This window comes from Enterococcus sp. AZ095a (assembly GCF_050546735.1).
Lineage (GTDB): Bacteria > Bacillota > Bacilli > Lactobacillales > Enterococcaceae > Enterococcus_D > Enterococcus_D entomosocium.
This window is the reverse complement of the sequence record NZ_CP172953.1, coordinates 1,841,848-1,862,467: the sequence shown is the minus strand read 5'-3', so window position 1 is coordinate 1,862,467 and position 20,620 is coordinate 1,841,848. Positions and strand designations below refer to the sequence as shown.

Annotated in this window: 19 protein-coding genes; 16 read left to right on the top strand and 3 right to left on the bottom strand. The window is 38.1% G+C overall.

What is annotated here, in order from left to right:
- Nucleotides 1-1,024: 1,024 nt before the first annotated feature.
- Nucleotides 1,025-1,492, bottom strand: coding sequence for an Rrf2 family transcriptional regulator (locus IGJ26_RS08650; RefSeq protein ID WP_008380035.1), 468 nt, complete (start codon nt 1,490-1,492; stop codon nt 1,025-1,027).
- A gap of 115 nt (nt 1,493-1,607) precedes the next feature.
- Here IGJ26_RS08650 and IGJ26_RS08645 point away from each other — a divergent pair, with 115 nt between their 5' ends.
- From IGJ26_RS08645 to IGJ26_RS08610, 8 genes are all read left to right on the top strand, one after another.
- The gene (locus IGJ26_RS08645) at nt 1,608-2,453 is read left to right on the top strand and encodes an SDR family oxidoreductase (protein ID WP_005235843.1); all 846 of its coding nucleotides are present in this window, start codon (nt 1,608-1,610) and stop codon (nt 2,451-2,453) included.
- A 60-nt stretch (nt 2,454-2,513) separates the two neighbouring features.
- Complete coding sequence (locus tag IGJ26_RS08640) at nt 2,514-3,323, top strand: protein-ADP-ribose hydrolase (RefSeq protein WP_430599539.1); 810 nt, start codon at nt 2,514-2,516, stop codon at nt 3,321-3,323.
- Nucleotides 3,277-4,122: an SIR2 family NAD-dependent protein deacylase gene (locus IGJ26_RS08635; protein ID WP_101699052.1), complete on the top strand. Its 846-nt coding sequence runs from the start codon at nt 3,277-3,279 to the stop codon at nt 4,120-4,122. The genes IGJ26_RS08640 and IGJ26_RS08635 overlap by 47 nt, the downstream gene beginning before the upstream one ends.
- Nucleotides 4,123-4,132: 10 nt before the next feature.
- Complete coding sequence (locus IGJ26_RS08630) at nt 4,133-4,582, top strand: pyridoxamine 5'-phosphate oxidase family protein (protein ID WP_101699051.1); 450 nt, start codon at nt 4,133-4,135, stop codon at nt 4,580-4,582.
- 24 nt (nt 4,583-4,606) lie between these two features.
- A complete protein-coding gene (locus IGJ26_RS08625; RefSeq protein ID WP_430599536.1) occupies nt 4,607-5,176 on the top strand; it encodes an NUDIX domain-containing protein in 570 nt (189 codons plus the stop codon).
- A 529-nt stretch (nt 5,177-5,705) separates the two neighbouring features.
- Entirely contained in the window at nt 5,706-6,656 is a 951-nt protein-coding gene (locus IGJ26_RS08620) for a zinc-binding dehydrogenase (protein WP_430599535.1), read from the top strand.
- A gap of 274 nt (nt 6,657-6,930) precedes the next feature.
- Entirely contained in the window at nt 6,931-7,182 is a 252-nt protein-coding gene (locus IGJ26_RS08615; protein ID WP_008380019.1) for a hypothetical protein, read from the top strand.
- A 498-nt stretch (nt 7,183-7,680) separates the two neighbouring features.
- Nucleotides 7,681-9,723, top strand: coding sequence for a glycosyl hydrolase 115 family protein (locus IGJ26_RS08610; RefSeq protein ID WP_430600009.1), 2,043 nt, complete (start codon nt 7,681-7,683; stop codon nt 9,721-9,723).
- Between the two features lie 85 nt (nt 9,724-9,808).
- On the opposite strand, the gene IGJ26_RS08605 is transcribed toward IGJ26_RS08610, so the two are convergent.
- Complete coding sequence (locus IGJ26_RS08605) at nt 9,809-10,321, bottom strand: GNAT family N-acetyltransferase (protein WP_061054201.1); 513 nt, start codon at nt 10,319-10,321, stop codon at nt 9,809-9,811.
- Nucleotides 10,322-10,611: 290 nt separating this feature from the next.
- Nucleotides 10,612-11,601, bottom strand: a complete 990-nt coding sequence (locus IGJ26_RS08600; protein WP_008380012.1) for an AraC family transcriptional regulator — start codon at nt 11,599-11,601, stop codon at nt 10,612-10,614.
- Nucleotides 11,602-11,778: 177 nt separating this feature from the next.
- Between IGJ26_RS08600 and IGJ26_RS08595 the strand changes: the two genes are divergently transcribed.
- The 8 genes from IGJ26_RS08595 (at nt 11,779) to IGJ26_RS08560 (ending at nt 20,585) form a co-directional block, all read left to right on the top strand.
- Nucleotides 11,779-13,056 carry a PTS sugar transporter subunit IIC gene (locus tag IGJ26_RS08595; protein WP_430599533.1) on the top strand — a complete coding sequence of 426 codons (1,278 nt, stop codon included), beginning with the start codon at nt 11,779-11,781 and terminating at the stop codon, nt 13,054-13,056.
- 72 nt (nt 13,057-13,128) lie between these two features.
- Nucleotides 13,129-14,595, top strand: coding sequence for a glycoside hydrolase family 43 protein (locus tag IGJ26_RS08590; protein WP_061054200.1), 1,467 nt, complete (start codon nt 13,129-13,131; stop codon nt 14,593-14,595).
- Nucleotides 14,588-16,831 (top strand): beta-glucosidase BglX, encoded by a 2,244-nt coding sequence (bglX, locus tag IGJ26_RS08585; RefSeq protein WP_430600008.1) that lies wholly within the window; start codon nt 14,588-14,590, stop codon nt 16,829-16,831. The genes IGJ26_RS08590 and bglX overlap by 8 nt, the downstream gene beginning before the upstream one ends.
- Before the next feature lie 235 nt (nt 16,832-17,066).
- A complete protein-coding gene (locus tag IGJ26_RS08580; RefSeq protein WP_430599532.1) occupies nt 17,067-17,771 on the top strand; it encodes a flavodoxin in 705 nt (234 codons plus the stop codon).
- 468 nt (nt 17,772-18,239) lie between these two features.
- On the top strand, nt 18,240-19,121 hold the full coding sequence (locus IGJ26_RS08575) for a LysR family transcriptional regulator (protein WP_430599531.1): 882 nt from the start codon (nt 18,240-18,242) through the stop codon (nt 19,119-19,121).
- Nucleotides 19,122-19,285: 164 nt separating this feature from the next.
- Entirely contained in the window at nt 19,286-19,852 is a 567-nt protein-coding gene (locus IGJ26_RS08570) for a flavodoxin (RefSeq protein ID WP_430599530.1), read from the top strand.
- Nucleotides 19,821-20,165 (top strand): carboxymuconolactone decarboxylase family protein, encoded by a 345-nt coding sequence (locus IGJ26_RS08565; protein ID WP_016611809.1) that lies wholly within the window; start codon nt 19,821-19,823, stop codon nt 20,163-20,165. Before IGJ26_RS08570 ends, IGJ26_RS08565 begins: the two co-directional genes overlap by 32 nt.
- Complete coding sequence (locus tag IGJ26_RS08560; protein WP_008379994.1) at nt 20,166-20,585, top strand: cupin domain-containing protein; 420 nt, start codon at nt 20,166-20,168, stop codon at nt 20,583-20,585.
- The last annotated feature ends 35 nt before the right edge of the window (nt 20,586-20,620 follow it).

Here is a 20,620-nt window from a genome sequence, read left to right as displayed (position 1 = left end):
TTATACGGATTGTCACTGTTGAATAAAAGGACAAGAAAAAAATCTCTTGCTTGAGAATTTTTAGTTGTCAGCGTATGAAAGAGCATCTCATAAGGAGGTGCTTTTTTCATACCATTACATAAAAATGAATGAATCCATAGAGGAAAGCATTTAAAGAAAAGCAGATTATCCAATCGTTCAACTCTGGAATATTTAGCGATGAAGAAAATTCTTTTCAAGCTGCTATTGAAAAAAGAAAATGGGTTGAGTGACCTATCTTAGCAGTGTGATAAAGTTTTGAGTATGATACAAATGTATAAGAGAAGTAGCTCAAAAAAAAGTCTCGGCTATTAACAGAGATAAAGAAATAGCAGCGTATTAATTACTTCTCTCCTGAAACACTATCAAAAAACTAAATTGAGATGCCACTTTTAAATGATCATCAAGAAAGCACGCTAGAAAAAGAGAAGAAGCTTTATTTCTTGACGGCGATCACCAAACCGTTCTACTATCAAATTGATAGCCCTCCGTATGATTCGATAATTAAATGAAGGGTGAGCAATCGACGCCAGCTCACTCAAATATCGTCAATGGAAAATTCAGAGAGTAACTAATTTTTTGGATGCAAAATCCGTATTGAAATGACATCGATCATCAGAGGGAAACAAACATGTTTTACGGGTATTTGAACTTTAAGAATGAAATGTTTCTGTAGTTGATCTAAGTAGCAGGCCGATAGATCAAGCTGTTTTACATCCACGAGTAAAAGAAAAGAGGAACGGAAATGAAGTAGGCAGTTACTGGTGCCACAGTGAATTTAGGCAGTCGAGTAGTGAAAGAATTTAGTCGTTTGGTCGATAAGAAAGAAATATTTGCTCTTGTGCATACACTGTCTCTATGAGCAATAGTCAGAGCTGCAGAAAAAGCAAGTGAATGACAACGCTCTTTCTTATGAGTGGTGTCGAAAGATGTGAAGACGTAAATCAATTTCATTTGTAACGAAAAAGCCCACTGAGATGTCAGTATCTCAATGGGTTTTTTGGTTTTATAAAAATGGCTCAAGAAAAGATTTGTTTTCCGGTCGTTTGCTTTCCTCTAAACTTGCAATACTTGTTAATAGAGAGAACAGATTGATTTTCGCCATTTTTTCTTCGACAGTTACTTGCAATTCATTATACGCACCATCCAGTACTTCTTGTATATTTGCACCAACAATGCAGTCTGGATTCGTTTTAGGATCGACTTGAATGAGATTTGTGTTTCCATGAATACTTTTATATATATCAAGTAGACTAATATCTTTGGGGTCCTTTGCTAAATAGGGCTTTGGTTTCCCAGTAGTTGTTCGAATCAGTCCAGATTTTTTTAAGTTTGCCATTATTTTTCTGACATTTGCAGCATTAGTTTCTACACTTTGAGCAATCATCTCACTTGAGAGCATATTAGTATCTTTATAGATGACGATATAACACATAATATGAATTGCATCACTGAGTTGAATAGAATATTTCAAGTGAATTCAGTCCTTTTTAGATTTTCTTCTTGACTTATCTTAACATACTATTTATTATATAGGTGTATCTTATAATTGTACAGCAGAATGTACGAACTAAAAAGGAGTGTTTTATATGACATATTTAGTAACAGGAGCTACTGGTGGTTTTGGAGGATATGCACTTGAATTCTTGAAAGATTTAGTTTCTAAAGATCAGATCTATGCTTTGGTACGATCTGAAGAAAAAGCAGCTACACTAAAAGAGAAAGGCTACAATGTAAGAGTAGGGGATTATTCTGACATCAATTCGTTGAGTAACGCTTTTGACGGCATTGACCGCTTGCTTTTTGTGTCTGGCGCACCAGGCAATCGCCAAGAAGAACATGCTAATGTGGTTAAGGCAGCCAAAGACGCTGGTGTTCAGTATATTGCTTATACAAGTTTTGCTGATGCAGATCACTCAACAAGTGCATTAGCTGCTGATCACATCTTTACTGAAAAACAAATCAAAGAAGCGGGAATTGCGCATACATTTTTACGTAATAACTGGTATTTAGAAAATGAAATGCCGATTATTGGCGGTGCGTTAGCTAGTGGGAAATTCGTTTACGCAGCTAAAGAAGGCAAAACCGGCTGGGCTTTGAAGCGCGAATATGCTGAGGTTGCTGCAAAAGCACTAGCAGGAACAGAATACCCTGAAATCCTTGAATTATCGGGCAGCCCTATTACTTATGCTGAATTAGCAGCAGCTTTAAAAGAAGCAACAAGGAAGGAAATCGAAGTAGTTTCATCTGATGATCAAACCTTTGTAGATAGTTTGACAGCAGGCGGTTTACCACAACCTGTTGCAGAAATGTTCTTGTCTTTCCAACATGATATTAAAAATAATCAATTAGATGTGACATCTAGTGACTTTGAACAAGCTTTGGGTAAGCCTTTGACGAGTCGCGTAGAAGCAATCAAAGAGTTGTTAAATTAGTCTTGCTATTTCCCGATTATCGAAAATAATCGGGAAATTTTTATAAAGAAGGTGTTGACGATGAACCATAGCGAAAAGAGGAAATGGCTGATTAACTATTTATTAGAGGAAAACAGTCACTTAAGTAAAATAGTAGATGCTAGCTCGGATGATCCGAAAGAACAAAATGATTTATTGCGATGCTTATTAAATATAAGAGAAGCGCGACCTATTCATAAGGACTTTATTGACATTCAAAATCAATTTCTTTTAGAAGAAAGAGCTGAAAATCAGATTTTTTCACTAAACGATGCGCAACAGTATACAAAAAACCTTTATCTCTGGCAAGGAGATATCACGAGGTTGGAAGTGGACGCCATCGTAAACGCTGCAAACGCACAGCTACTAGGATGTTTTGTTCCATTACACAGGTGCATCGACAATGCGATCCACTCTGCAGCAGGTATTCAATTAAGACTAGCATGCAAAGAAATCATGGACGCACAAGGTCATTTGGAAGAAACCGGCTATGCAAAAATCACCGACGGCTATAACTTGCCTGCAAAAAAAGTGATACATACTGTTGGGCCAATCATAAAAGATACCGTAACTAAAGAACACGTATCCTTATTGGCTGACTGTTATCGTCGCGTCTTGTTGCTTTGCGAAGAGTATCAATTGAAGAGCGTCGCTTTTTGTTGTATCTCAACAGGAGAATTTCGTTTTCCCAATGAGTTAGCTGCAGAGATCGCTATCAAAACAACGCAAGAATATGTAACGCGTGTTCATTCACCTATAAAAATTATTTTCAATGTGTTTAAAGACATTGATAAGGAGTTGTACTATGAAAAACTACAACAATTATCAGAAAGTTTATCAAAAGATAACTGAAGCAGAGGCAATCGTTATCGGTGCTGGATCAGGCCTTTCTGCTGCTGCCGGGTTAACCTATTCTGGTGAACGGTTCAAAAAATATTTCAGAGACTATATTGATCATTATCATTTAACCGATATGTATTCTGCCGGATTTTATCCCTTCGATTCATTAGAGACGTATTGGGGTTATTGGAGTAAACATGTTTTTCATAATCGATATCAGCCTGAGGCTTTGCCGCTATATAAAGAGCTTCTATCTTTGGTAGAAGAAAAAAATTACTTTGTCATTACTACTAATGTAGATCATCAGTTCCAAAAGACGGGCTTTGATAAGAGACGATTATTTTATACACAAGGTGATTATGGGTTATTTCAATGTTCACGTGCCTGCCATAACAAGACGTACGAGAATGAATCATTGATTATGCAAATGGTCCATCAGCAGAGTCAGTTCAAAATTCCCAAGCACCTCATACCATATTGCCCCAAATGTGGACAACCGATGCGGGTCAATTTACGGATAGATCAATTTTTTGTACAAGATGATGGTTGGGAAAGCGCAGCTAACCGATACAAAGAATTTCTAGAAAATTATTTAGGAACTAAAATCGTTTTTTGGGAGATCGGTATTGGTAACAACACGCCTTCCATTATAAAATATCCATTCCAAGAAATGACGAGGGCAACGAATCAGTCGACCTATATCGTATATAACCAACAAGTACAACGCATACCAGATGAACTCATGGATAAAACGATTATTCTACAAGGAAATATAGTTGAAACGATCAGAGAAATCGATCATTTTAGATAGGAGCGCATTCATGGACCATTCAAAAATGAAGACAGAAGATTATTTGAATTATTTAAAAAATGAGATTCATTCTGCCGTGTTCGCCACAGTAGACGAAAACGGAAATCCGGTCACCAGAGTAATCGATATTATGTTGGTAAAAGAAACGAAGCTGTATTTTTTGACTGCAATATCCAAGCCGTTTTATAAACAGCTCAAAATGAACCCGGTCGTTTCCATCACAGGTATAGAAGGAGAAACATCAATGGAATCGTTTTCTATTACCTTACAAGGGAGAGTAAATGAAATAGGCTCTACCTATTTAGATGAAATTTTTGAGAAAAATCCTTACATGGCAAAAATATACCCCTCTGTAGAAGACCGAAATGTTTTACGAGTCTTTGAAATTTATAAAGGCGTTATGTCAATCTTTGATTTAAGCAAAAAGCCTATCTATCAAAACGTTAAATCTTTCGGATAACTCAAAGCAAAAGGAGACAATCACATGGCAAATAAAGTATCAGAAGAGGAAATGAACGAAGAAGAGTGGTTAAGCTGGTATAAGAAGCAGGAATTACCACAATATCCAAAACCAGCATTTACTGTTGACAATTTGATATTCAATGTCACGTCGGATGCAGTATACATTTTACTTGTCAAAAGAAAAAATCATCCTTTCAAAGGAAGGTTCGCTTTGCCAGGTGGCTTCGTTAACGAAGGAGAAAATATCATTAAGGCCGCCATCAGAGAGTTAAAGGAAGAAACGGGCGTGGAAGTGCAGGAAGTTTCTTTATTAGGTGTATATGGAGATAAAAATCGGGATCCCCGTGGATGGACTATTTCTGCTGTCTATATAACTGTTCTACAGCAGATGAAGACTCTTTATGCAGGAGATGATGCTTCTGAGGCTTTTTGGTATAGGGTTGATAAGGATAAAGTACTCTATCAAGATGTTACGTCAAAAGAACGATCCTCTACGGAGAACTGGGAATCTCTTTTTGCTTTTGATCATGCGCAAATCATCCATGATGGATTTAAGTGGTTGAATGACGAATTAAGGCAAATAGGCCTTTAACAAGTAGAAGCGATGTGGCTTAATTTTTTTCGAGTGGGGATAATTATTTATATGATACAATTGATTGATCGCCGGGCGACTTTTGCCATCTCTTTCCTGATATCCTCTAAAAACCATGGATAGTCAGTTTGGTTCCGATGTAATGAACTACATCTGAGGATTTGTCAGACTTAAAAGATGATGGCTTCAAATCCTCACTTCTTTCTCTTAGTAATAGTCAGCTTTGTTATAATCCTGTTTTACACAAAAGTAGTTGATTTATCTAGGAATAAGGTGGGTTAGACATAACCGGAATTGATAAGGAGGATCTGAACGAATAATCTACTTTGACGAATCTCATCTAGAAGAATAGAATGAAAGTACCTTCGTGAGAAGGTGCTTTTTTTATAGTAAAAAATGACCAAAAGAACTTAAATTATTTATTTTTATATGATTTCAATCTAATGATAGTTGGCTAAGTGATAGAGCTTTGGTTTCATAAAGAAAATCACACGATTTTGATTGGCAAAAGATAGGAGATGTTTTGTGCATGAAGGCATTGTACTTTAAAGAATTTGGCGATTCAGATGTGTTAACTTATGGTGAATTGCCTGATCCCACTATTCATGAAAATGAACTATTGGTAGAAATGATGTATATTGGGTTAAATTATGCAGATATTTATCGAAGAAAGGGCAGCTATCATATTGAATCCCGAGACCCTCTTATTAATGGCTATGAAGGTGTAGGGAGGATTGTTCAAAAAGGAAGATCAGTCTCTAAGTTTCAGCTAGGGGAAACGATTCTTTTTGTGGATGTTCCTTTTGCTAATGCAGAATTGGTGGCTGTTCCTGAGGAAAATGCCATCCATATTCCATCAGGTATACCATCTAAATTAGCAGCCAGTATTGGTCTGCAAGGGTTGACAGCTGATTTTTTAGCTCATGATCTTGGCAATAATGTGAATAATAGTAAGGTCTTCGTCCATGGGATAAGTGGTGGTGTTGGACAAATTTTATCGCAACTATTAACCGCAGATGGTCTAGAAGTTTATGGCGTCACTTCCACGGAAGAAAAGCGACAACTGGCTTTAGACCAAGGAGCAAAACAAGTCTTTTTAAGAAATACAGAATGGCAAGAAACCTATACTTCTTTCTTTGATACCGTTTATGATGGCATTGGGCATACATTAGCCGAAAGTGTCGACTTGCTCAAAAATAGAGGGAAGGTTATCTTTTTTGGCATGGCCGGCGGAAATCCGCCAGCGATCGACTTTATTCCCTTGTTATCAAAATCAAAAAGTATTTTGACAGGGGATCTGTGGGATTACTTGACAAGTTTTCAAGAGCGGGAGAGAAGAAGCACCCGACTGTTTACTTACTTTAGCAAGGATCAAATGAAAATCAGTCAACCAACCTTTTTTTCCTTAGCTGACGGAAAAGCTGCCCATGATTATTTAGAATCTGGAAAAAGTGTCGGAAAAATTTTGCTGCAACCATAAGAAAGTAAAAAAGCTAAATGACTTTATCATAAAAGATACACCGAATGTTTGCTGATTCACTAAATTATCTTTTTATATAATCGATACTTTTCTTATGATAAATCATTAAGGATAAAAATAAGTATAAAAATGAGTAGAATATTGCAAGAATCTAATGTTTTCTGTTTCTTCAGTGAGAATCAGATAAAACTTTGTGATAAACAGTACATTTAATTTGAAAATATTTAATTACAGCAGTAAGATAAATATATCAAATACTTAAGGAGTGATATCTATGACAAACTATGAAGAAAAGGAAGCAAAAGCATTGGTAAAGATTGCCGAGGTTCTTGATAAGTTAGATGAGAATTTAGCTGAATTAGACACACTAGATGCTGACGCAAAAAAACATAGTATGAAGAAATGGATCGTTGAGAAAAAAGCGATTCACGAAATCAAAAAGATCGCACACGAAGCCGGTAAGTATGAAAAGTACGATGAAAAAGCACTACAAAAAGAAATTAATGAAGTTGAGAAGTATATGTAATTGAAGAAAAATAAGAAATTGTCTTCATTATTCAGCAATTGAAATCTGAATTGATAAAAGCCAGATTTTAATTGAAGATTTAGAATTGACGATGATCTCACTAAGCCCATGCTCTTATGAGTGTGGGCTTGTTTGCTGTACATATGATTAAACACGACAAGCTGAATAGGCATAAAAGATCATGTTCTACAACGACAAGATAAAACCTTAGTTAAAGGGAGACGAGGAAAAATCAAAAAACACAAAGAAAGTCTGTTTTTTCGTTTTTTTCATCGACTTTCTCTATTTCTTTAGACAAGCTTTTCGCTTATTCTAAATTTATGAGCGGTATCAAAGTAAACAGTTAACAAAACGTTTAGACCATTTGAAAATATCTTTGCAGAAAATAGTGACGAGAGATTTATGGCTGATAAGCAATTCGATTGCCTTTTACAACATAGTAGAAAGTTCTTTATTGAAGATAAAATAATAAACTATATAGATGAAACGGGTGATTACATGGAAACAACATTTTTCATTTCTAAAAATACTTCTGTCACGTCAAAACAGCTGGAAAATGAAGTGATTGGGCATGCTTGCGAGATATTGCAGCGTGACATTTTAACCGTTGTGGCAGACACAAAGAAGGCAAATGAAATTGAATTGGTTTTACTTGATGAAAAAAATGAAACGGATGCTTTTCATATACTTTTCGTATCGCCAGATAAAGTAAAAGTGTGTGCTGAAACACCGTTAGGATTAATGTATGGGGTTCTTGAAATCTCTCATAAAATTTTAGGTGTTCAACCCTTTTGGTATTTCATGGAGATTCCCCCAATAAAAAAGCCATTTATTGAATGGACAGGTTTTGACTTAACATTGCCTGATTTTGCAACGGACTATCGGGGCTGGTTCGTTAATGATGAGTTGCTGCTGGATCAATGGGAAGATAATGGTTCAAATGAATATGTATGGGAACGTATTTATGAAACATTGTTACGTTTAGGCGGAAATGTCATCATCCCTGGAACAGATAAGAACAGTCATAGACATCGAGAAAGTGCGCAAGCGATGGGGTTGATCTATACACATCATCATGCCGAGCCACTAGGCGCTGAGATGTTTGCTAGAAGGTATCCCAGTTTGAAGGCTTCATACGAGGAACATTTTGTGTTGTTTCAGGAATTATGGAAAAAAGCCTTACACGAGCAAAAAGGTACCAAGGTTATTTACACACTCGGTTTTCGTGGACAAGGGGATTGTCCTTTTTGGTCAGAAGATCTTGATCGACAGTGGTCAGCAGCGGAAAAAGCAGCAGTGATCAACGAAATCGTCCATCTGCAATATCATATGGTTAAAGAAGTCGATCCTCATGCAGTATGTTCAATGAACATTTATGGGGAGATGACGGAATTATTTAATCTTGGCTTACTTGAGCTTCCAGATGATGTGATTGAGATTTGGGCGGATAATGGTTATGGCAAAATGGTTTCTCGTAGACAAGGGAATCACGATCCACGAGATGAGGTGTTAACAAACACACCAAAACCAAATCAATCAAGAGGAATCTATTATCACGTTGCCTTTCATGATTTACAAGCATCTAATTTCTTGACGATCTTGCCTAATAGCCCAGAATTTGTTTCTAGAGAGCTAATGGCTGTTAGAGAAGTCAAGATGGATAAGTTTGTCTTAGTCAATACAGGCAACATAAAACCGCATATTTTGTTCTTACAAGAAATAGCGAATTTCTGGCGAGCAGATTATCAGTTACGAACCAATCAAGAGATAATTTCAGAGCATGTAACACAATATTATCAAAATCAGCAAGAAGAGATCCAAGCTGTCTATGAAGCTTACTTTGAAGCGGTTATTCGCTATGGAACACATGAGGATCAAACCGCTGGGGACGAGTTTGCCTGTTATTTGATTCGAAAAATTATTCAATCCTGGCTCAAGCAAGAAACAAAAATTCCGAGGTTAGAATGGTTGACGGGTGATCGGAAAATCAAGGAGCAAGTCACAGAAATTTTCTCTATGGTAGGAGAAAAGATAGTAGCCTGGGAGAATCTATTGCTGAGATGCCAGCAGATTACATTATCCCTTCAGGATAAAAATCCGGAAAATGCTCGCTTTTTTAATGATATTTACCTCTCAGTAGCCGTTCAATGCAAAACATTAAAAGCACTGCTCCGTTTGTTAGACGCTTATCAGATGATTGATCGGGAAGAAATGGTTTTTGTATTTGTAAAAGTTTTCGATGCGTTAGAAGAAATCCATCAACTAATTCAAATACTGAAAGAAAATCCAAGTGATACATGGTATGATTTTTATGAAAACGATGGCTATACCAACCTAACATTGACAAAAGAGATGATTAAAAGTCTGTTGTCTTACATTCGCATCATTGGCGATGGTCCAGATCAAGACCAGTGGGAGAGAAAATATATTATGGACTCCACTGAATCAAGAGTTATGTTGCTTTCAAATACTAAAAAAGCGTTGACGGATGAAAAGTTAGCAAGAAAAATCAGAGTAAGTTTTAGAAAAGTTCGTAAATAATATTAATTTGAGATGAAACGCCATTCAAAAGTTAGACTTAATATCTTACTTTTGAATGGCGTTTCATCTAGTATGCAGTTTTTTATTAGAATTCATTAGGCGTGTTGGCCAATTCTAGCACCATATTATACCAAGCAACACCTGCATGTTGTGATTCTGACAGTCCTTCTAGTTGATAGCCATGCTTTTTGTAATATGGAACCAATGATTCTAAACAAGTTAAGGTGATTCCTTTTCTGTTTTGAAGACGACATTTTTCTTCAAGGGCTGACAGTAGTTTGTTACCAATTTGGCAGTTTCTATAATCAGGAGCGACAGCTAAGCTAAGAATACTTTGGTAGCCACCAAAAGGCTGATTAGGACGAGTACTTTCAAAAAGATCGTCAGAGAGATAACGTTTAGAAATAATGGGTCCTACAACGTAGCCGATCGGATAATCCTTTTCATTTACTGCAACAATAAAACTGTCACTTATTGTAAGTATACGATCCATCATCGCAGATTTGGATGCTGCTTCATCCGCTGTAAATCCTGCATTTTCAATCTGCATGATTTGATCAATATCATCTTCTTTTGGTGGTCTGAAAAAAACGTTCATTCAATCACTCCTATACTATTTAGGAATAGTTTATCATATAATGATCCTTTTAAAATCCATCTTACGCGCTTCTATTTTATTTTTGCTTGTCTAACGTTTTTTAACATAAATGCGTTGACTTTTTCGCCACATATTTGAGGAAAATCGAAAGATAAATGGAAAAGTCGTTAATAAATTATTGTTTACAACTTTCTTTCAAACTCTTTTAATAAGCCTTAGAAATTTTATATGGAAAGATAATTAAAAAAAAGATTGGAGAGCCTTAGTGGTAAATCAACTTTATGATTTATTCAAAAATGAAGCTTTCTTCTTGTACCAGGAGTAATGCCATATGTTTCTTTAAATTTTTGGTAAAAGAAATTAATATTCTCAAATCCGACTTGTTGCGAAATATCAACGATATCCATGTCAGTTGAAAGTAAAAAACGATCAGCTGCCAAGATACGTTGATTGATTACAAGTTTTTTGTAAGAATAGCCGGTGTGTTTTTTTAAAAGATTGGACAGATAATTAGGATTAAGGTTGAATTGTTTCGATAATTCTGTCAAAGTCACATTTGCATAATTTTTCTCAATGTATTTCAAAATTGGAACAATCGGGCTCTTTCGATATCGATCAGAACGATCCGTATAAGAGTCTTGATAGATATTCACAAGATCCGAAATGATCAAACTCAACAACCCTTCACAAATGTCGGTATATGCTGTTGAACGATCGAACCATTCGCATAACAACTCTTTAAAAAAGAACTGTAGACGTGTCCTTGTTTCTGAAGCAAAATGAATAAATCGATCATGTTTCATTCCATGAGTGATGGCTTCAATAAAAAATGAAGTCAAAACGCTGTCCGAGGAAAAACGGTTGAAGAAATTTGCAGTTAAATAGTACTTGGGAATAATCAAATTAATGAGAATATCATTTTCGCCAAGCGGTTCAATCTTGTGAACAGTGTTTGCATCCATCAGCAAAATTTGCCCTTCATACAGAAAATGTGGCTCATTGTTAATGATCTGCTGACATTTTCCAGCATACATATAATTAAACTCGATCCAATCATGGCAGTGAATCGGATAATTTTGAAAACGAGAATGCCGTTTTATAAAAAAAGGCTGTTCTTGCGTAATCATCTGTGAATTTGTCAGTTCCATGCAAAGAACTTCTTGACCATTGACAACTACTTTTTTATAGTCGGAATAATCAGGTTTCAAATTTCCGTTTCGATACGCCTTTTCATGATTAGAAACCTTACGGATCAGCCTGTCTAGGGATAAATGGTCCATCGTTGCGCTCCTTTTTTATCGATTTTAACAATCAAGAATCAACTAGTCAAATCTGTGTTTTTGTCAAAAACAAGTCAGGAATTGATATTCGCTTTCGCTAAAGAGTCTGTTATATTGATAACAAGTTGAAATTGAAGGCGCTATCAAATCAACAATAAATGATTGGAAGGAAATATTATGAAAGAAAAAATCACAGGTCATTTCGATAAATTAAGTCCTTTTTTTGACAAATTAGGCAACAATGCTTATTTAAAATCGATCTCCGGGGCGATGATGGGGACACTAGGTCCTATTTTGATCGGCTCGATCGCTGTTTTACTTCTAGTATTACCTAATAGTCTTCCAGCACTTTCATTTTTAGCTGGTTTCGCAAATGTTTTTAGCAAACTAAATCAAATAACTATTGGCTCGATGGCTGTTTATGTCGTGGTATTAATGGCTTATCATTTAGTGAAAAATCTACGTCCGACAGAAGATGGTATTTCTGCTGCTATTATCGCATTGCTTAGTTTCTTTATCATTACCCCTCTAGGTACAACGACGGATGAAGTCAGCGCAATTCCAGCTACTTGGCTAAGTGCACAAGGAGTATTTTCCGCAATGATCGTTGGTTTGGTAAGTGGAAGGGTATATATTTGGCTGAAAGACAAAGGTTGGACAATCAAAATGCCAGCAGGTGTACCTCCTATGGTAACAAAAGTGTTTGAATCAATTTTACCTACGATTCTTATCAGTGTGCTCTTCATTGCACTAAATTCACTCTTTGAAGCAACCAGCTTCGGCAACATGCATCAGTTTGTTTACAGTATCATACAAGAACCGCTTCAAGGGATCGGAGGATCAATCAGTGCAGTCATTCTGATCTCACTGATTCAACAGGTTTTGTGGTTTTTCGGTATTCATGGAACAAATGTCGTTATGCCGATCGTTCAAGCCCTGTGGATGGCAATGGACGTCGAGAACTTAAACGCTGTTGCGGCAGGCCAAACACCGCCAAACATTACTGGCTATGCATTCTTTATGATCATAACTTGGAGCGGTATGGGCTTAGGATTAGCATTATTAATGCTGCGAGCGAAAAGCAAGCAGTATCGAGAAACAGGGAAAGTCGCAATTGTTCCAGCTCTTTTCGGAATCACTGAACCATTGATTTTTGGTACGCCTTTGGTATTAAACTTTAAATTAGCGGTACCATTCATTACCAATAATAGCATTGCTTTAATTTTAGCTTATGTTTTAACACATTTTGGATTTGTCGCTCGTTTTACTGGTGTTACTGCCATTTTCGGTTTACCAATTGGGTTCCATGCTGCTGTTCAAGGGAAACTGTCGATTATCATCTTACAGTTGTTCATTCAACTGATTTTGTCCCCAATACTATGGTATCCGTGGTTTCGAAATCTGGATAAAGAAACCTATCAATTGGAACAAGCCGCATTGAAGGAGCAAGTGTAAACCCGAAAAAGAAAGCGGCTAGTGTCGCTTTCTTTTTTCTATGTGGCAATACAAAGAGAAAAGAGGAGCACAATGAAGTATACCAATCCGGTTATCAAAGGATTTCATCCTGATCCGAGTATTTGTTTCGATGGAAAATCCTACTATTTAGTCTGTTCAAGTTTCGAATATTTTCCTTGTCTGCCGATTTTTAAAAGCCAGGATCTACTCAATTGGCAATTTAAACAGTATGCGATTGATTGTCCAGATCATATCAATCTGAAAGAAATCAGCAACTCGATGGGACTTTTTGCCCCAACGATCCGCTTCTTTGAGGAAACATATTTTCTGATATGTACAAATGTCACTCAAGGGAATTTCATCTGCCATACGAAAAACCTTGACCATGGCTGGTCTGATCCAATCTGGATCAATTGTCCTTTTGGGATCGATCCCTCGCTTTCATTTATTGATGGCCGATTTTTCTTCCAACTTGCTGCATCAATGAAAGGGAAAAACAGCATTCTACAATTTGAAATCGATCCTTACAGCGGGAAAATGCTGACAGATCCGGTAGAAATCAGCCAAGGGTGCGGTGGACGCGACGCGGAAGCACCACATCTTTTCAAGAAAGACGAATGGTACTATCTTATATTGGCGGAAGGTGGCACAAGAGAAGGACATATGGTAACGATTCAAAGAAGTAAATCAATCAATGGTCCATATGAAGGAGCAAGTATGAATCCTATTCTCTCGAATAGAGATATCAAGTCGCCGCTTCAAGCCGTAGGGCATGCAGATTTCTTTCAAGATAAAGAAGGTTTTTGGTGGCTGACAGCTCTTGCGACTAGGCCCAAACGTCATTTTACCCTGCTTGGTCGTGAAACGATTCTATTACCTGTAGAGTGGATTGACGGTTGGCCAGTTGTCAACCAGACAGGGAACGCATCGGTTGAAGTTGAAACAGATCGTTTTTCAAAGAGCGTTAAGCAGCGGAATGAACCGGTACCTTTTCTCTGCAAGAAGTTGCAGAGTGTACGTTTGCCAATTGATTATACGTATGATACTGATTTGGTCATTGATAACTTACCGACCCGTTTAGGAACTTCTAAGGACGAGCCCATTGCCTTTTTGTCCTTAAGTCAAGCTGATACTGACTGCTGCTTTGAAACGACATTGATGGTCGACGAATGTCAGGAGGGAACTTTTGGCATAGCAATCTATAAGGATGACCTGCATTTTTGCCAATTCGGATTGCGAAAAACAAAACACCAAACAGAGCTTTTTTCCAGCAAAATCATCTTCGATTTACATCTGCATCGATCCAATAATTTAAAAGATAGAAACAGACTGACCCTGAAATTATCTGGAGACAGCAATAGCTACAATCTGCTGATTATAGATGGAACGAGTACTGTAGTGTTTAAAGATCAAATCGCTGTACGTCATTTTACAAACGAATGTTCTGACTCAAAATTTACCGGTGTCCAGTTAGGAGTTTTTGCAGAAGCAGCTACAGGAAAGACTCGCTTTATCACACCAGAACTAAGATATCAATAGAAAAAACTATGCGAGGAGTAATAATATGAAAAATCAAACACTGGTACAATTAGTCAACCAACTGACCTTAGATGAAAAAATCGGCCAATTGGTGCAGTTATCTGGAGAATTCTTTCACGGAAGCGATTTGTCTTTGGGTCCTCAGCAAAAACTTGGCATCGAACAACAAACCATCGATGTTGTCGGTTCAGTACTAAATGTCACAGGGGCTCAAGTAACTCGAAAGATTCAAACAGACTACTTAAGAAAAAGCCGACACAAAATCCCTCTATTGTTCATGGCAGATATCATTTATGGATACCGAACAGTCTTCCCGATTCCTCTAGGATTGGGAGCAACATGGAATCCGGCGTTGATTCAAAGCGCCTACCAAGCCGCAGCCCAAGAAGCAAGAGCGGCTGGCGCGCATGTAACTTATGCACCGATGGTCGACTTAGTACGCGATGCTCGCTGGGGCCGATGCTTGGAGTCGACAGGAGAGGATCCGCTGCTAAATGCTGATTTTGCGAAAGCGATGGTAGAAGGCATTCAGCAGGAAAAAGGGGGGGATCTGTTCGGAATCGCTGCCTGTGTTAAACATTTTGCTGCTTATGGAGCAGCAGAAGGCGGACGCGATTATAATACAGTTGATATGAGTGAACGCAAACTGCGTCAAGACTACTTAATCGGCTATAAAGCGGCTGTCGAGGCTGGATGCAAACTAGTCATGACTTCTTTTAACACGTATGATGGTATTCCCGCTACTGCTAATCAATTTCTGATCAAACAAATTCTAAGAGAAGAATGGCAGTTTGACGGAGTCGTTATTTCGGATTATGCAGCTGTTCAAGAATTGATTCCTCATGGGATTGCTGCGGATGATCGAGAAGCGGCCAAATTAGCGATCGAAGCAACAAATGACATCGATATGAAAACCCGCTGTTATGCGAAAGAGCTTCGTCCGCTGCTGGAAAGCGGTGCGATTGATCAGCGGTTGATCGATGACGCTGTGTATCGTGTCTTGAAACTTAAAGAGGATTTAGGGCTGTTTGAAGATCCTTTCCGTGGCAGTTCAGAAGAAGTAGAGGCTCAAATACTTTTATCCGAAGAGAACCGGCAACTTGCACGAAAAGTTGCCTCCGAAGCGATCGTTTTATTGCAGAATAAGCAAGAGGTACTTCCTCTTACTCCAAACAAAGAGAAAATATTACTCGTTGGTCCCTATGGTGACAACCAAGCAATGATTGGTTTATGGGCAGTACACGGAAAAACAGAGGATGTCACAACATTAAAAACGGCGCTCCAAAATGCAGTTACGGAAAAATATGTTCATTACGAACCAGGTTGTCCGCTTTTAGAAGATGATTCTATACTTGGAGACTTTGGCTATACTGCCAGCGGCAATTCCTCATCAGCTGCACAGCAAGATCTTTGGCTGAAAGAAGCGTTGAAATCTGGCACTGAGGCAGACATTATTCTTTTTGCTATGGGGGAACACAGTTTGCAAAGTGGGGAAGCTGGCAGTCGAACGGACCTTCATTTACCAGCTGTTCAAAGAGCTTTTATTAAAAAAATGACCGCTCTTGGTAAAAAAAATATCTTGATCAATTTCAGTGGTCGCCCACTGGTGTTAAAAGAAGAAACAAAACAAATGGATGCAATATTACAGGCATGGTTTCCTGGTACAGAAGGAGCACAAGCAATCGTTGATATACTTTTTGGGAAGGTCAATCCTTCTGGTCGTTTAAGTATGAGCTTCCCAGAAGATGTAGGGCAGCTGCCACTTTACTACAATCACTTCAATACTGGAAGACCATTGAACAGCAAGACACATACAGGACGTTTCGTTTCGAAGTATCTGGATTGCTCAAACGAGCCGCTCTTTCCATTTGGTTATGGGTTGAGTTTTGGGGAAGCATCATACCATTCGTTAAAATTGAGTGATTTAACCATGAATGAAACGTTGGAAGCTGAAATTACGATCCGCAACAATTCTGCTTACTCCAGATTGGAGACAGTCCAGCTTTATATCAGAGATCACGTTGGATTGGTAGTTAGGCCTGTGAAAGAATTAAAGAAATATCAAAAAATCTCTTTGTCAGCTTATGAAGAAAAAACCGTTCAGTTCACAATAACAAAAGAAGATCTTTATTATTATCAAAAAGACATGAATTATGGCGTCGAACCAGGAATGTTTACTTTGTTTATTGGAAAAAATTCATCTGAGGGCGAATCAACAACTTTTGAACTTCTCTGAATTTCCTTCGCTGGCCCAGATTAAACACTGAAAAACAAGATAGAACAATAAGAGATGAGACTTGGGAGAGCTGTAGAACAACAGGAATTGTTTTACGGCTTTTCATTGTGTTGATTTTGTGAGAAATTGGTAAAAGAAAATCTAAAAACGCTTCTAGCGTATTGCCCTAAAGTACACTTCAGGAAATATACTTAAAAAGTCAATCTGATTGATAATAAGAAAAAGGGGTAATATGATGAAAAAAATTTTGTATGGAATACTTTTTTTAGTGATCTTTCTCACCGGATGTGGTCAATCACAAAATGAAGAGACAGAAAATGGTGCGACGACTGACAATACAGCAGAAGTTGATGGTCTAGAAAGTGAACAAGTAGGGAATGGAGGGGTAGAAGCTACGATTGCCATAGCATACTTTACACGTCCAGAGAATTTAGAACAAGAGCCTGAGATCGAAGCTGTTTCAAGAGCCAGTTTTAATATAGTAGACGGTGAACTCGCAGGAGATGTGCGCATTTTGGCTGAAATGATCGCAGAGGAGACAGGTGGTGAAATATTCTCCATTCAGACAGTATCAGGCTATCCAAATATTTATGATGAACATACAGCTACAGCCACTGTAGAGGTGGAAGAGGATGCGAGACCAGAATTGATAGAGAATACTGAAGAACTAGAAAATGCAGACGTTCTTTTTATTGGATTTCCTATTTGGTGGAACCGGGCACCGAGAGCTATTTTAACATTTCTTGAATCAAATGATTTTAGCAACAAACAAATCGTTCCATTTGCAACACACGGTGGTAATGGATTAACAAATAGTCAAAATGAATTGGAATTGCTATATCCAGACTACGAATTTCTCCCAGGATTTGGGGTAAGAGGGGTAAATGTGGAAGCGTCTGAAACGAACCTGCAGGATTGGCTAACGGAAATTGGATTCTAGCTATTTCTTTAGGTATCAGCAGATGGATGATACCTTTCTTGAAAAATAAAATGAAACATAATATTGTTATGGTAAACTAAATTTAATCGGAAGTCACAGCTACAATGAAGGAACATAAGGATCTTCATCGCAGCTGATTTGTAAAAAAGATCTATTATTAACTTGCTACATGAGCTTGTATAGATATTTAGACTATCTCGGGTAAGAATAAGCATAACAAAAACCCACTTATCCTACGTCAAATGCCATAAAATAAATAGCTGATAAACCTGTTCGTTTGTGCGAACAGGTTTTACATTTCATTCCATAAAACGATCTTCTTAAAATTCTACAGTCTTCTCCGCTTTTTTAGCATGATTCGCTGAATTAGCGATTCTTTGTTATTATTAAAAATGAATAGACCAAGAAGTAGGATGATTCTTTTCATTGCTAAGAGTTAAAATGTTGCAAAAAAGAGGAGGCGATTTAGTGGAATTTCGTTTATTAAAATATTTCTTCACGATTGCAGAGGAAGGGACAATTTCTCAAGCTGCAGAAGTGCTCCACATCACCCAACCGACATTGAGCCGTCAATTAAAAGAATTAGAAGATGAATTAGGAACGGCTCTTTTCATTCGTGATAATCGTACAATGCTCTTAACGGAAGCAGGTCGTTTTTTAAAAAGCCGTGCCGAGGAGATATTGAGTCTAACGGATCAAACCATGCAAGAGTTTGAAGATCGTAATAAACAGTTGTTTAGTGGTCATTTCACAATTGGCTGTGTGGAAGCAGATAATTCCGACACGCTTTCCTTGATGTTGGAAGAATTTATCAGTGACTATCCAGATGTCCGCTTTCATATTCACAGTGGCACAGGAGATGATATCAACGAGCGTTTAGAGAAAGGCTTATTGGATTTGGCGATTTTGATCGAACCCATCGAAATCGAGAAATACGAAAAAGTCGTTCTACCAAGAAAAGAAACTTGGGGCATGTTGACATCGGCTGATTCTTTTCTCGCCCATAAAGAAGAGATTACACCAGAGGATATCAAAGGGGTGCCATTGCTAGTGTCAAGGCGCCCGGAAGTGCAGCAAATGTTCAGTCAATGGTCAAAAATACCAATAGAAGAATTACCGATCATTGGAACATATAACTTGATTTTCAATGTCTTTTCCTTAGTAGAAAACCATGTTGGTTCGGCATTGACCATCAGCGGAGCAGTCGGAGAACGGAGGGATGAAACGATCAAATTTTTGCCTTTAGTCCCTCAAATCGAAACCAGCTGTGTCTTGGTGTGGAAAAGAAATCGTGTGATGTCGCCGGTTGTGACGGCGTTCATTGCCCGCTTTCGTGACGCTTTTGAATAATTGCATCCTAAAAGCCAAAAGAAGTGGAGTGATCCGCTTCTTTTGGCTTCCACCTCTCCCTATGCTTCGTAAGCATAGGGACTTTTTATAGAAAGCATTATTCAACGGCTCCGCTTTGCCTTACTATTAAATATACCAAGAAGAGAAACCAAGGAGGTGACAAAATGCCGGCAATACTTGTGTATTCACGAGCAGGGGAGAATCTTATTGAAGGGCAGCGAAAAAAGCTGATAGTGGGAAATACGCGGGTTCTAGCAGAGAAAATAGCAGATAAATTACAATGCCCGCTTTATTCTCTTGAACCGGCTTATCCTTACCCTGAAAGCTATCAAGCAATGGTCGAGCTAGCAAAAAAAGAAAAAGCGGCCAATGAATTCCCCTTCTATCAAGAGATATCGGCAGCGTTTTTTAAAGAACGGGTCTTGTTTATCGGTTTTCCCAATTGGTGGGGCACATACCCGATGATCCTAGCGAGTTTTTTAAAAGATCACCGATTGATAGGGAAGAGTATATTTCCGTTTTGTACTCATGAAGGCTCAGGATTCGGCAATAGCATTGAAGACTTTAAAAAGACTTGTCCTGATGCAGTTGTTTATCCTGGATTAGCTGTTCGTGGTTCAAGAATAGAGAAAGCGGATACAGCTATTCGAAATTGGTTAAATCAGCATTTCATTAAAATAGATGAAGGAGTCGATCGATATGGTCAAGAAACAAACAGCAGGAAGAGATAACTTAGGCAACTTTGCGCCGAAATTCGCGCAACTGAATGATGATGTGTTATTTGGTGAAGTTTGGTCACGTGAGGCAGAATTGGCTCCTCATACGAGAAGTTTATTGACGATATCTGCCTTGATTTCCGGTGGCAATTTTGAACAGTTGACTGCCCATTTAACGATTGGCAAGGAAAACGGGATCACTGTAGAGGAAATTGCAGAAGTAATCACTCATCTGGCTTTCTATGTTGGCTGGCCCAAAGCTTGGTCTGCTTTTAACATCGCCAAAACGGTTTATCAAGAAGAGCTAGCTGAATTGGAGGAAAAATAAATGTCAAAAGCTGATGCAGCAAAAGAAGCAGGAATCTTTTTATTGGGCAACACAAATGATGCCTATGCGCAATATTTTAGCGGTCAGAGTTACTTGAATCCTTTAGTAGCTGATTCAGCGATTCCAGTCAACGTTGGCAATGTGACCTTTGAACCGGGTTGTCGCAACAATTGGCATCGGCATATCGATGGTGGGTATCAATTGTTGTTGGTGACTTCAGGAGAAGGCTGGTACCAAGAAGCAGGTAAGAAACCGCAAAAACTTACTGTTGGGGATGTCGTAGTCATCAAGGAAGGGGTCAAACATTGGCATGGTGCAGCAAAAAATAGTTGGTTTGCCCATGTAGCGATTACTGCTGGTGCTTCAGAATGGTTAGAAGCAGTCAGTGATGAAGAATACGATCAATTGCCTGACGCATAAGTGATGGTAAGGCAGCCGTACTTGAAGGCGTGTAA